The 12,727-nt window shown below is 55.5% G+C and carries 10 protein-coding genes; 2 read left to right on the top strand and 8 right to left on the bottom strand.

Features of this window, described 5'->3' with window-relative positions; all coding sequences use genetic code 11:
* Window positions 1-979: DUF3810 domain-containing protein (locus Q1Y74_RS00545; protein ID WP_300811743.1), on the top strand; the 979-nt coding region annotated here is incomplete at its 5' end.
* A gap of 282 nt (window positions 980-1,261) precedes the next feature.
* Here Q1Y74_RS00545 and bglX read toward each other — a convergent pair.
* Window positions 1,262-3,511, bottom strand: a complete 2,250-nt coding sequence (gene bglX / locus Q1Y74_RS00550) for a beta-glucosidase BglX (protein ID WP_300811744.1) — start codon at window positions 3,509-3,511, stop codon at window positions 1,262-1,264.
* 173 nt (window positions 3,512-3,684) lie between these two features.
* On the opposite strand from bglX, the gene mazG reads away from it, so the two are divergent.
* Entirely contained in the window at window positions 3,685-4,479 is a 795-nt protein-coding gene (gene mazG, locus Q1Y74_RS00555) for a nucleoside triphosphate pyrophosphohydrolase (protein ID WP_300811745.1), read from the top strand.
* 207 nt (window positions 4,480-4,686) lie between these two features.
* Here mazG and Q1Y74_RS00560 read toward each other — a convergent pair whose 3' ends face one another.
* From Q1Y74_RS00560 to Q1Y74_RS00590, 7 genes are all read right to left on the bottom strand, one after another.
* Entirely contained in the window at window positions 4,687-5,148 is a 462-nt protein-coding gene (locus Q1Y74_RS00560) for a hypothetical protein (protein WP_300811746.1), read from the bottom strand.
* Between the two features lie 108 nt (window positions 5,149-5,256).
* The gene (locus Q1Y74_RS00565) at window positions 5,257-5,622 is read right to left on the bottom strand and encodes a hypothetical protein (protein WP_300811747.1); all 366 of its coding nucleotides are present in this window, start codon (window positions 5,620-5,622) and stop codon (window positions 5,257-5,259) included.
* Between the two features lie 48 nt (window positions 5,623-5,670).
* On the bottom strand, window positions 5,671-6,225 hold the full coding sequence (locus tag Q1Y74_RS00570) for an RNA polymerase sigma factor (protein ID WP_300811748.1): 555 nt from the start codon (window positions 6,223-6,225) through the stop codon (window positions 5,671-5,673).
* Window positions 6,226-6,332: 107 nt separating this feature from the next.
* Window positions 6,333-7,247, bottom strand: coding sequence for a ribonuclease Z (locus Q1Y74_RS00575; RefSeq protein WP_300811749.1), 915 nt, complete (start codon window positions 7,245-7,247; stop codon window positions 6,333-6,335).
* Between the two features lie 174 nt (window positions 7,248-7,421).
* Window positions 7,422-9,218: a 30S ribosomal protein S1 gene (gene rpsA / locus Q1Y74_RS00580; protein WP_300811750.1), complete on the bottom strand. Its 1,797-nt coding sequence runs from the start codon at window positions 9,216-9,218 to the stop codon at window positions 7,422-7,424.
* A 189-nt stretch (window positions 9,219-9,407) separates the two neighbouring features.
* Entirely contained in the window at window positions 9,408-11,237 is a 1,830-nt protein-coding gene (locus Q1Y74_RS00585; protein WP_300811793.1) for a TonB-dependent receptor, read from the bottom strand.
* A 479-nt stretch (window positions 11,238-11,716) separates the two neighbouring features.
* On the bottom strand, window positions 11,717-12,538 hold the full coding sequence (locus tag Q1Y74_RS00590) for a carboxymuconolactone decarboxylase family protein (RefSeq protein ID WP_300811751.1): 822 nt from the start codon (window positions 12,536-12,538) through the stop codon (window positions 11,717-11,719).
* Between the last annotated feature and the right edge of the window lie 189 nt (window positions 12,539-12,727).

Genomic DNA, 12,727 nt, shown 5'->3' on the forward strand with positions numbered 1-12,727 from the left:
CTGGGGCGCCTGCTACGCCCGCCACGTCTATCCCCTCGTGGCCCGTGTGCTCACCGGCGTGTCCGACCTCATCCCCTTCGCCGTGGGCGACCTCTTCATCGCCCTCAGCATCGCCTGGCTCGTTGTCTATCCTTTTTATGCCCGCCTCCGCCGGAAGAAACCGTGGCGGCGCATCGCAGGGCGCGAAGTGGAATATCTGCTGTGGGTGTACGCATGGTTCTACCTGGCCTGGGGGCTGAACTACTCGCAACCCGACTTCTACCGGCGGACGGGCATCCCATACACTCCCTATACGGCAGAGAACTTCCGTGCTTTTCTGGACAACTACATCCGGCGGCTGAACGCCTCGTATGCAGAGGTCACCTCCATCAACGAACCGCTGGTGTGCCGCGAGAGCGTCCTGGGCTATCAACAAATCAGTGATTCGCTGGGCGTACATGCCCCCTTTCATCCCTCGCCCCGCGTAAAGACCATGCTGTTCACACCGCTGATTTCCAAAGTGGGCGTCACGGGCAGCATGGGTCCCTTCTTCTGCGAGTTCACACTGAACGGCGACCTGCTGCCCTCGCAATATCCCGCCACCTATGCCCACGAGCTGGCTCACCGCCTGGGCATCACCAGCGAGGCCGAGGCCAACTTCTACGCCTATCAGGTCTGTACCCGCTCCCAGGTGCGGGGCATCCGCTTCAGCGGCTATTTCTCCGTGCTTTTCCATGTACTTTCCAATGCCCGCCGCCTGCTGGATGAGGCCGAATACGCCGCCCTCGTAGACAGCATCCGGCCCGAAATCATCCGCCTGGCCGAAGAGAACCAGGCGTATTGGGCAGCCAAGTACAGCCCGCTCATTGGCAGCATCCAGGACTGGATGTACGACCTTTACCTGAAAGGCAACAAGATAGAGAGCGGACGGCAGAACTACTCGGAAGTAGTGGGACTGCTGATTTCGTATGAGATGAGGGGGAAAAGGACGGAAATGTAGACGAGTGTATCAAATTAAGGAAGCGTTTTCCTTTAGGCACGGATTACACGGAAATTCGCGGATAGTTGCGCTGCCATATTAAAAGAGAGGGTGTATCGAAACCCTAAGCGGCTGACCTTTTGTTTTTTTTGGCACGGATTACACGGAAATTCGCAGATTATAATTTTTCTTTCTCTGTGTTTTCCGCGTAATCCGTGCCTAAAGGAAAACGCTTCCTTAATTTGACACACCCCCTACAAAGGTATTTGCCATAACCGTATTCCTTCATATTAGTACTCTCTTTCACTCCACAACCTTGAAGGCCACAGGTGTACCGCTCTGGCTGTCGGGGGCTACCCACAGGTTGAAGTCGCCCGGCTCAACCACCCGCTTCATGTCTATGTTCCAGAAAGCCAGTTCTTCCATCGGCAGCTCAAACGTCACGGTCTTTTTCTCGCCCGGCTTCAGGCTGACGCGCGTAAAGCGTTTCAACTCCTTCACGGGGCGGGTGACGGAACCCACCTTGTCCTGCACATAGAGCTGGGCAATCTCCGTCCCTTCATAACGGCCGGTGTTCTCCAGGTCGAACGTGACGGTGAGTACATCGCCCGACTTCAATTCTGTGGCCGACAGCTTGGGCTCGGAGTAACGGAAAGTGGTGTAGGACAGGCCGTAGCCGAAGGGAAACAAGGGCTCGAACCCGGCATCCAGGTAGTAAGACGTACATCCCAGCGAGGTCTGTCCGGCTTCCAAAGGTATATCGTCCAACAGGATTTCCGTCCTGCCGGCAGGCCGGCCCGTGTTGTTGTGCGAGTAGTACACTGGAATCTGCCCCACCATCTTGGGGAACGTGACCGGTGTCTTGCCGCTGGGCACCGCCTTTCCCCACAACAGGTCGGCCAGCGCCGGGCCGCCCATCGTGCCCGGATGGAACATGTAGAGCACAGCCGACGACTGCTCCACCTCATCGCCGATGGTCAGCGGACGTCCGGCCATGACCACCGTCACCAGCGGCTTGCCCGTCTGCGCCAGGGCGGCTATCAGTTCGCGTTGTGCTCCTTGCAGGTTCAAGTCGGCCAGGCTGTGAGCCTCGCCCGAAAGGATGGACTCCTCGCCCACAAAGGCCAAGACGACATCGGCACGCAACGCGGCAGAAACGGCACGGGGTATGCCCTGACGGTTCTTGTCGCGGCTGCACACCAGAGCAGGTTCATACAACACCTGCACTTTTCCGTCCATCGACTCCCGGATGGCCTGCAAGGGTGTGACTGTCCGCTCCTTCTCGCCGTCGAAAGCCCAGGTGCCCAACTGGTCGTGCGGAGCGTCAGCCATCGGACCTACCACAGCCACAGTCTTGACAGAAGCCCCCAACGGAAGCACATCGTCTTCGTTCTTCAGCAGGATGGCCGACTCCGTAGCCGCCCGCTTGGCCGTTGCCAGATGTTCAGGGGCATACATCACCTGCAGGCTCTCGTCCGTATAAGGCCGGTCGAACAATCCCAGACGGAACTTGATGCGCAGAATGTTACGCACAGCTTCATCCAGTACCGCCTCCTTCACCTTGCCTTCTTTCACCAGTTCCGGCAAAGCCTCCAGAAAAGTGCCGCTCACCATCTCCATGTCCACACCCGCATTGACCGCCTTCATGGCCGCCTCTTTCCTGTCCGCGGCAAAGCCGTGGCTGACCATCTCGAAAGCCGATGCCCAGTCGGTCACTACAAAGCCGTCAAATCCCCATTCGTCACGCAACACTTGGCGCAGCAGGAAGATGTTTCCCGTGGAAGGCACTCCGTCGTTGTCGTTGAACGAAGTCATATAGGTGGCCGCACCGGCCTTGGCAGCCGCCTCGAACGGAGGCAGGTAGACATTGCGCAGACGGCGTTCGGGAATGAACGTCGAGTTATAATCCTTTCCACCCTCGGCGGCACCATAGCCGGCAAAGTGTTTGGGGCAGGCCGCCATGGAAGTCGGTTGGTTCAGCGAGTCGCCCTGAAAGCCTTTCACCATGGCCGCTCCCAACACGGACGTCAGATAGGTATCCTCTCCGCAGCTTTCGGCTATCCGCCCCCAGCGCGGGTCGCGGGCGATGTCAATCATGGGGGCAAACGTCCAGCGGACACCCGTCGAGGAGGCCTCGATGGCCGCCACACGGGCTCCCTCCTCCACCACCTGCGGGTCAAACGTAGCCGCCTGCCCCAGCGGAATGGGCATCACCGTCTTGAATCCGTGAATCACATCGCGCCCCATCAGCAGGGGAATCCCCAGTCGGGACTCTTCCACCGCCACCCGCTGCAAGGCATTGGCCTGCACAGGGTCGACCACATTGAACAAAGAACCTGTCTTACCAGCTTTTATGAAAGGAATCATCTCCTCCACATTCCCATTGAAAGAAAGCTGGTTCATCTGTCCGATTTTCTCCTCCAGCGTCATTTGGGACAACAAAGCATTGATTTTCTCTTCAACATGGGCATTACTCCCCTGTTGTTTTTGCGTACAGGAAGCCATTCCTGCCAGAAACAGCAACCCGACCGAAAATAATTGAATCGTTTTCATACCAAAGATTATAAGATAACTCTCCACAAAAATAACACTTTCATACCTATAATACCCTATAATCCCATTTTTAAAAACAAACAAATTCAACCCATTCAGAAAACTATCTCTTCTTCCGTCCCCCGTTTTGAAATTCTTTGTACCTTTGCGCCACTATTCTAACAACCAAGATCATGCAACATACCCGTAAAGAGCAGATGGAAGCCTTTGGACGCTTCCTCGACATACTGGACGAACTGCGCGAGAAATGTCCGTGGGACCGCAAGCAGACCAACGAGAGCCTGCGCCCCAACACCATTGAAGAGACTTACGAACTGTGTGATGCCCTGATGCGCGACGACAAGCAGGACATCTGCAAGGAACTGGGCGACGTCCTGCTCCACGTAGCTTTCTACGCCAAAATAGGCAGCGAGACGGGCGACTTCGACATCAAGGACGTCTGCGACCGCCTCTGCGAAAAACTCATCTACCGCCACCCGCACGTCTTCGGCGACGCCAAAGCCGAAAGTGCTGCCCAGGTAGTGGAAAACTGGGAACAGCTGAAACTGAAAGAGAAAGGCGGAAACAAGACCGTGCTGAGCGGCGTACCCGCCGCCCTGCCCTCACTCATCAAAGCCTACCGCATTCAGGACAAGGCCCGCAACGTGGGCTTCGACTGGGAAGAGCGCGAACAGGTGTGGGACAAGGTGAAAGAGGAGATTCAGGAATTTCAAGCTGAAGCGGCCAATATGGACAAGCAGAAGGCCGAAGAAGAATTCGGCGATGTACTGTTCAGCCTCATCAACGCCGCACGCCTCTACAAAATCAATCCCGACAACGCGCTGGAGCATACCAACCAAAAGTTCATCCGCCGTTTCAACTACCTGGAAGCCCACACCATCAAGGAAGGCCGTAACCTGCACGACATGACGCTGGCCGAAATGGATGCCATCTGGGAGGAAGCCAAGAAGCAGGAGAAAGGAGAATAAGAGTTAGCGGTTAGTGGTGAGCGGTTAGTGGCCGTCCGGATAGGTACTAACCACTAACCCCTTACCGCTAACCACTAACCGTTCACCACTAACCGCTACATCCTACTCTTCAACTGGTGAATACCCCATTAAAAAAGGGGATGCGCCCAACAACAGCACATCCCCTCTTTACATATTTTCCTCAGGAACAAGAAATGACCAACGGCATTACCTCTTTGGAGGAGCACCTTTCGCCTTTCGCATCCCCTTCAGCAGGTCCCGGTTGAAGCGTACTTCGGCCCGCTGAACCAAATAAATCTTCTTGTTGGGAAGCACTTTCTTGAAGCGTTCGTAATAAGTCTTGTCCAGGCGTGCCGCAGCGATACGCGCTTCGTAGACGCCTTCCATAATCTCATTATATTGCTCCTCGGTCGTATTCTCTTCCTTCCCTTGACGAAGGAGTTTCCAGGCATCGTCATTCAACGCCTTTTTCCGGTCTTGCAGTTCAAAATAAATCGGGAAAAACTTGGCGGCTTCTTCCGCGGTCAGTCCAGCTTTTTCTGTGATATAAGCTTTCTGCTTGGCACGAAACTCTTCTTTACTCAAACGTTGTTGGTTACATCCGTCCTCCGCCTGAAGCACAGGCACCAGACTGAATATCATGACCAACAGTACAAACAGTTTTCTCATCGTTCTAAAAAATCCATTAATTGTAATAGAATGGCCGTCGTATCTCACGTCGCTTGCCGACAAAGGCCGCTTCTTGAGAACTCACGTCCATTCACTTTGTTTTCACCATCATTCCGCATCAGCTTCCGTCAGGTAAACGTAGAAGGAATAGTCATCCAACATCGAATTATCCACAATGGAGTTGATGTATTCCGTTTCCTGCTCCGTATCTTCTACTGCGACACGGTCGGCAGCCGGAACACGGTCTGAAGAAGCAACGCGGATAATCAGCGCCGCCCCTACAAACATGGCAGCCATATACATCCACGGCTTCACTTTATCCCACAACGTAGGTTCTTTCTGCTCGTAAGCGGGAGTCTCTTTCTCAGGAAGCCGGTTCATCACCTCTGAAGTCAGATTCTCAAAGAAACCTTCGGGTACACGAAAAGGATTCTCCGTACCCACCGTTCTTAAAAGTTTGTCTTCCTCTTTCATAAAGCATTCTCCTTTCTGTTTTTTTAGACAGCATTTTCCGTTGAAGGTTTAATCTTCCCCTTCCAAAAACTTCTCTATTTTTTTCACGGCATGGTGATACGAAGCCTTTAGTGCCCCGACCGAAGTACCGAAGATGTCGGACATCTCTTCGTATTTCATTTCCTGATAATACTTCAGGTTGAACACCATGCGCTGCTTCTCGGGCAGAGTCTGCAAGGCTCTCTGCAAGGCCAGCTGTATCTTGTCGCCCGAGAAGTACGGGTCACCCTCCAGACGGTCTATCATGGCCGCTTCGGGGTCGTCCAGCGAAACGGTGGCCGCAGCCCGCTGTTTGTTCAGGAAGGTCAGACATTCGTTCAGTGCGATACGATAAAGCCAGGTAGAGATCTTTGCCTCCGCCCGGAAATAATCTATGTTGGTCCAAGCCTTGATGAAGGTATTCTGAAGCAAATCGTTGGCATCGTCATGCGAAAGCACCATACGACGGATCTGCCAATACAGCTGTTCGCTATATTGGGCCACAATCATCTCAAATCCACGCCTCTGTGTACTCTCTTCCTGCAAAAGCGCCAACACTTCGCGTTCATTGTAAGAAGGATCCATATCTATTCATTCGCATTTTATTCCTTAAGGCATCGGCCTGCAGGCGTCGCCTTTTCTACTTAAATATCAAAAAAGACCGAGGGTTTAATCGGTTTATAATAAATTCACTATATCGGCACACAAAGTGTCTCGCAGGCAAGCTGCGTCTGGGGGAAACAGGCCTGTGCCTGCTGCAACAGGCGAGACTCGTCTTCATAGCGGGCCGAGTAATGCCCTATCAGCAGTTTCTTCACTCCGGCATCCCGGGCCAGCCGGGCTGCCTGTCCGGCCGTCGTATGGAAGGTTTCCTTGGCACGAGGAGCATCCTCGTCCTCAAAAGTCGCTTCGTGGAACAACAAGTCCACCCCCTGAAGCTGCGCGGCCAGCCCCGGACAATAGATGGTGTCCGAGCAGTAGGCAAACCTGCGCGGCGGATCGGACGGAGAAGTCAGGCGTTCATTCGGCACCACCTCCCCTTCGGGCGTCACATAGTCCGCCCCGTTCTTGATGCGGTTAAACTCTGACACAGGCACTCCGTAGCAGTCCAGCATGTCGCGCAGCAGATGACGGGGACGTGGATTCTCTGCAAAAAGGAAACCACAGCAGGGCAACCGATGGCGCAAGGGGATGGTCGTCACCGTGATGGAACGGTCTTCAAAGACCACCGCAGGCTCCCTCGTTTCAAACTCATGGAAAACCACCTCATACGTCATCTGACGGTTGAGGAACATGAGCATGGGCCTCAACAGTTTCTCCAACCCCTCCGGCGAATAGATGTGCAGGTCTGCCGTCCGCCCCAAGAGGTTCAGGGTGGAAACCAGCCCCGGCAGTCCCAGACAGTGGTCGCCGTGCAGATGGGAAATGAAGATGTGGTTCAAACGGGAGAACTTCAGGCGCGACTTGCGGAACTGCAACTGCGCCCCCTCGCCGCAGTCTATCATAAACAGCTTGTCGCGCACGTTTACGACCTGCGAAGTAGGGAAATGGCGTGTAGTAGGCAAAGCGGAACCGCATCCCAGTATATGTAATTCAAATTTCTCCATGTCAATGCAAAGGAACACAAATTAGCCTAATTACACAAGTCTCCACTCCACATTTATCAAGGAAAATCAAAGGCCGGGAAGGATTTTCATACCCGACATGTCCTGCCTGCATATAAAAAAAGAGAGCATGCCAGCGAGGCACACTCTCTTTCCATATTTCAAGAAATCCAATTATTATTTCTTCTTGCTGTTGGCTTCCAGCTGTTCCTTCAGGGCAGCCAGTGCGTCAATATCGCCCAGCGTAGTGGAAGCAGCCTGGTTCTGGATTACCGGAATCTCTTCCTTCTTGCTGTTGGCCTTCTTGGCAGCCTTCTTCTCTGCTCTCTCTTCAGCCTTGGCAGCATCTTCGAAGATACGGCTGTGAGACAGGATGATGCGCTTGGCATCCTTATTGAATTCAATCACCTTGAACGGCAGTTTCTCATCCAACTGGGCCTGTGAACCGTCTTCCTTAACAAGGTGCTTCGGAGTGGCGAAACCTTCAACACCGTAAGGCAGTGCAACTACGGCACCCTTGTCCAGCATCTCTACGATGGTACCTTCGTGTACTGAACCTACTGTGAACACTGTCTCGAATACGTCCCAAGGATTCTCTTCGAGTTGCTTGTGGCCGAGGCTCAGACGACGGTTTTCCTTGTCGATTTCCAGTACCTGAACGTCGATGTCGGCACCAATCTGAGTGAATTCAGACGGATGCTTAACCTTCTTCGTCCAAGACAGGTCGGAGATGTGAATCAGGCCGTCAACACCTTCTTCGATTTCAACGAATACGCCGAAGTTAGTGAAATTGCGTACCTTGGCAGTGTGCTTGCTGCCGATGGGATACTTCTCTTCGATAGTTTCCCAAGGATCGGCCTTCAGCTGCTTGATGCCGAGAGACATCTTGCGCTCTTCGCGGTCCAGCGTCAGCACTACGGCTTCCACTTCGTCGCCCACCTTCATGAAGTCCTGTGCAGAACGCAGGTGCTGGCTCCAGGACATTTCAGAAACGTGAATCAGGCCCTCTACACCCGGAGCGATTTCGATGAATGCACCGTAGTCGGCCATCACAACCACTTTACCCTTCACGTGGTCGCCCACCTTCAGGTTCGGGTCAAGAGCATCCCAAGGATGCGGAGTGAGCTGTTTCAAGCCCAGAGCGATGCGCTTCTTCTCGTCGTCGAAGTCGAGAATAACGACATTGAGCTTCTGGTCGAGTTCAACCACTTCTTTCGGATCGCTGACACGACCCCAAGACAGGTCGGTGATGTGAATCAGACCGTCTACGCCGCCCAGGTCGATAAATACGCCATAAGAGGTGATATTCTTGACGGTTCCTTCGAGAACTTGTCCCTTCTCGAGCTTGCCGATGATTTCCTTCTTCTGCTGTTCCAGTTCAGCCTCGATAAGAGCCTTGTGGGAAACAACCACGTTCTTGAATTCCTGGTTGATCTTGACAACCTTGAATTCCATTGTTTTGCCAACGAATACATCGTAGTCGCGGATAGGCTTCACGTCGATTTGAGAACCCGGCAAGAAAGCTTCGATGCCGAATACGTCTACAATCATACCACCCTTTGTGCGGCACTTGATGTAACCCTTGATAATTTCTTCGTTCTCCAGCGCAGCGTTCACGCGGTCCCAAGAACGGGTAGCGCGGGCCTTGCGGTGAGACAGTACAAGCTGTCCTTTCTTGTCTTCCTGATTTTCGATGTACACTTCTACGGTGTCACCAACCTTCAGGTCAGGATTGTAACGGAATTCACTCATCGGAATGATACCGTCTGATTTGTAACCGATGTTCACAACTACTTCACGCTTGTTCATTGAAATCACGGTTCCGTCAACTACCTCGCGGTCGTTAACCTTGTTCAGCGTATTGTCATACGCCTTCTCCAGCTCTTCGTGGCTGACGTTTGTTACGGCTTCGCCGTTCTCGTAAGCATCCCAGTTGAAGTCTTCGATGGGAGCAACATTTTTAAAGTTTTCCATTAATAAAATAAATTGTTTAACTCGTTAATTAAGTGAGACATTATGTTGACTCAATTTTCAAATCGGCTGCAAAGATAGCAGTATTTTCCTGAACAGCAAACAGGAGAGTGAAAAAAACTACTGCCAACCAGCGAATTGCCTCCGTGCCGATGACCGCCGCAGCACCCGGCACGTGTCTTTACATATCTTTCAGAAACTGATGTTCAGTCCGGCCATGACCGTGGCCCGCGGCATGGGATAGCCGGCATTGATTTCGTAAGACTGTGCCAGCAGATTCTCCCCGCGGGCCCAGACGGTGAGCCAGCCCGCAGGACGGTACGAAGCCCGCAGGTTCCACAGCACGAAGTCTTCGGTCTGCACCGGGTCGGTCTGCGTATAAAGTCCGGCAATGTACTGCAGGCCGGTGGAGAGGGTCCAGCGTCCCTGCATGAAACATGCGCCGGCATAGAGCTTGTGTTCGGGAGCCGCCACAACGGGATGTTCCATGTGGAGGTAGCTGTAGTTGCCGTCCACCGACCAGCGGCGGTCAATGCGCCAGGCGGCCTGAACCTCCACGCCCGCATTCTCAATCTCGCCCGAGTTCTGGTTCAACATGCCGCTCCCGTTGGGGTTGGGCAGCGTCTGGATGAGGTTCTTGCCGTCGATGTAGAACAGGTTCGCGCCGTAGGTAAGGCGCCCGTCCATCAACCGCTGCGAGAAGGCCAGCTCGTAGTTCCATACGGATTCGGGCTGCAAGTCGGGGTTCTGGGGCGGAAACATGTACATCTCCCGCAGGATGGGATAGCGGAAGCCCTTCGAGGCAGAGACCTTCAGTTCTGCCGCACGGGGCAGGTGGAAGGCCAGCCCCGCCTGGGGCACCCACTCCGTGCCGACCCGCGAATGGTGGTCTACCCGGAGTCCGGCATTGAACGTGAGCCAGGAACCGATGTCCTGACGCAGGTCGGCATAGCCGGCAAACTCATCCTCCCGCTTGTCCACCAGGTCGGAAGTGGTCCCTACGTTTTCTCCGCCCACATACTCGTTCCAGGCGTGGCCCCCATAGTGGAACCAGTCGAAGCCCAGCGTGATGCGGTTGCCCTGAAAGAATTGTGTACTCTGATAGACGGACACGCCCATCATATTGTCCGACGAGAGGAAGCGGTCGTCCTGAGGCCCCTCGCCCGCAGAGGGGGTATAGCCGTCGTTAATCCAGTGATGTCCCCAGTTATAGAAGAAGCTCACCGCGCCCGAAGTTTTTTCGTAGCTGTTCTCCACGGCCATTGAAGTCATGCCGCGGGTGATGCGCTGGTCGCCGTCGAGCAGCGGGGCACTGACCGGACCGGGGTAGGAAGCGTTGAAGTGAGTCACGTCCACGTCGGCGCGCAGGTTCCAGTTGTCCGACAGCTCATAGCCCAGCTTGGCATAGCCGCCATACTGCTCAAAGCCCATGTCGTCGCGGTGTCCGTCGGTTCGGTTGTACGAGCCCGAGAGGATGCTGGAGAAGCGTCCCCGACGGATGCGGTTGGTCAGTTCGGTCTCCAGCGTGTTGTAGGAGCCATAGCCCACTCGCACATCCGTACGGACCCCGTCCTCCTGCATCTTGCGGGTGACGATGTTCACCACTCCGCCCATGGCGTTCGAGCCGTAAAGCACCGAGGCCGGCCCCCTGAGCACCTCCACCCGCTCGGCCAGGAACGACTGGTAGGCATCGGCAATGGGGTGGCCGAAGATGCCGGCATATTGCGGATGGCCGTCTATCATCACCATCAGGCGGGCCGTGCTGCCGCTCAGTCCGCGCAGGGAGATGCTGCCCGCCGCGCCGCCGGACACACCGTAGCCCATCACACCCCGCGAGGTGACAAACAGGCCCGGAACCTGCTCGGTGAGTACGGGCAGCAGCGAAGGCTGCATGGCCTGCTCTATCCGCTCACGGTTGACGACTGAGACGGTCTGCGACAGATGGCGCACATCCGTCTCACTGCGTGCGCCCGTCACCACTACCTCGCCAATGGGATAGACGCGGGTGGAGTCCACCCGCATCTGCGCGCACAGGGGCAGCGCAGCGAACAGCGCAAGGCAGACAAGAATTCCGGTGGTTATGCTGACTGTTTTCATATACCTATTTATATTAGAGACAGCCGCCATGCGACCTCACGGCATCCAGACCGGTGCCGGAGCCGCATAGGGCGGTGCAAAAATAGCAATTATCGGCCTACGACCGCTTGTCAAGGCCGTTATTTTTACCCCTCAAGCCTCCCGGCCGAAGTGCAGACGGGGCCGCACAAAGAGCCGGCGAGGCCGGAGCGGCCGACGTCCCGGAACGGGGAAAAGCCTCATCCGCAGCAGCGACGGGGCATCGGCCCGACGGGCAGAAGACCTCCGCCCCGCGTCTGTCGGCCCGGCCGGCAGACAACTGCCGCCGGCCAGGGGGCGGTTTTTTCCCTCCGGCCGGCGGCAGGACAATGCGGCAGGCTGCGACGGCCGCTCCGGCTGCGGCGGGTGGAGCCGCCGCCACACAGTTACTTCAGCCGCCCGTATGCTTCGTCCGAAACCGGCTCCAGCCATTCGTTGGAAACGTCTTCGCCCGGCACCTCGAAGGCCAGGTGGGCAAACCAACTGTCGGACGCCGCACCGTGCCAGTGCTTGACGTTGGCGGGGATGTGGATGACCGTGCCGGGCAGAATCTCCACAGGCTCCTTGCCCTCCTCCTGATACCAGCCGCGGCCGGCCACGCCGATGAGCATCTGTCCGCCGCCCTTCGTGGCGCGATGGATGTGCCAGTTGTTGCGGCAGCCGGGCTCGAAGGTGACGTTGGAGACGGGCACCTGCTCGCTCGAGACAGGAGCCAGATAGCTGTTGCCCACAAAGTAGCGGGCGTATGCCGTGTTGGGCTCGCCGATGGGGAAAATCATCTCGCGCTGGAAGGCTGCCTTGGCGTCAGCCCCGCCGGCATCTTCGGCCCATACGTCCTTGGCCAGGCGGAAGGCCGCCCACGCCTTGGGCCATCCGGCATAGAAGCCGATGTGGGTCAGAATCTCGGCAATCTCGGTGCGGGTGATGCCGTTCTGCCGGGCCGTCTGGAGGTGGTAGGTCAGCGAAGAGTCGGTGATGCCCTGGCTGATGAGTGAGGTGATGGTGACCAGGCTGCGGTCGCGCAGTCCGAGTTTGTCGGTACGGCTCCACACCTCACCGAAGAGTACGTCGTCGTTCAGTTCCGCGAATTTGGGAGCGAAGTCCCCGAGCTGGTCGCGTCCAGCCGTCTGCTTGATTTTTTCCTGTGCCATAATGGTTGTAGTGTTTAATGTCCATGCGACAAGCGCAAGTAGAATGTGGGTTTTCATAACGTTGGCCGATTAATTGTGAGTACATCGTTTTCCTGCTGCAAAGGTACTCCTTCGGCACGGATTGGCGTGTATACATATTACGGATGTTTTTACCCGAAACGCCGATTCAGCCCTCGCCGCAGCCGGCACGGCGGACGGTCATTTTTATTTACAGGCAGAAAACACCGCCGAGGTTGGCAGCCTCGG

The sequence above is a fragment of the uncultured Bacteroides sp. genome (assembly GCF_949298305.1).
Classification (GTDB): Bacteria; Bacteroidota; Bacteroidia; order Bacteroidales; family Bacteroidaceae; genus Bacteroides.